Genomic DNA, 829 nt, shown 5'->3' with positions numbered 1-829 from the left:
CGCGTCGCCGGTGTTGGCGTGCATGAACGCCAGCAGCGCGTGGGTGCGGCCGGTGTGCCGGTCGTCGGCCGGGCTCTCCAGTGCCTGCTGCGCGGCCGCGACGGCCGCCGGCAGCCGGCCGGCCGCGTCCAGCCCCATCGCCAGCCGCTCCTGTGCCGTGCGCGCCGCGACCACCGGATCGGCGCCGACCGGTACCTCGCCGTCCGGCGCGGCGGCGGCCAGCTCGGCCAGCGCGTCGCGCGCCGCGGTCAGCTCGGCCAGCCCGGTGTCCGGGTCGTCCTGCCGGCAGCGGGCCAGCCCGGCCAGGCTCAGCGCGGCGTGCCGGCGCACCGGCGAGTCGGGGAACAGGTCGGCCGCGGCCCGCCAGTGCCGTTCGGCGGACGCGACATCGGTGTCCGACTCGGCCAGCCCCCGGGCCAGCAGCCGCCGGCCGGCGAGCTCGCCGGTCGGGCTCGGGCACACCTCGTCGAACCGGGCCCAGGCCGCCCGCTCCGCCGCCTCGGCGAACTCGGACCCGTACCGCTCGGCCGCGTCGGCCAGCGCCGCCGGCTCGGTCGGCAGCGGCGGCGCCGCAACCGGCTCGACCGCTACCGCCGGGGACGGCGCCGCGCTGCCCCAGCCGGCCCGGGCCAGCGGCAGCCGGTCGACCAGCGGCTCGGCGGTCAGCAGCGCGGCGATCTCGGCGCCCTGCCGGCCGGTGCCGTTCCGCTCGTCGAACCGGGCCGCGAGCGCCGTCGCCCGCGCTGCCAGCTCGGCACCCAGCGCCGCGACCGTCGTGGTCCCCGCGCCGCCGTCCGGGCCCGGCGGCGTCACCCTCGTGGCCCCCGCC

Annotated in this window: 1 pseudogene; it reads right to left on the bottom strand. The window is 81.4% G+C overall.

From position 1 onward, the window contains the following. Window positions 1–813: pseudogene (locus NUM_RS25045) on the bottom strand (hypothetical protein); the annotation flags it as partial. Between the last annotated feature and the right edge of the window lie 16 nt (window positions 814–829).

The organism is Actinocatenispora comari, assembly GCF_017312725.1.
Lineage (GTDB): Bacteria > Actinomycetota > Actinomycetes > Mycobacteriales > Micromonosporaceae > Actinocatenispora > Actinocatenispora comari.
The sequence above is the reverse complement of the archived record's forward strand: the minus strand, read 5'-3'. Positions and strand labels throughout refer to the sequence as shown.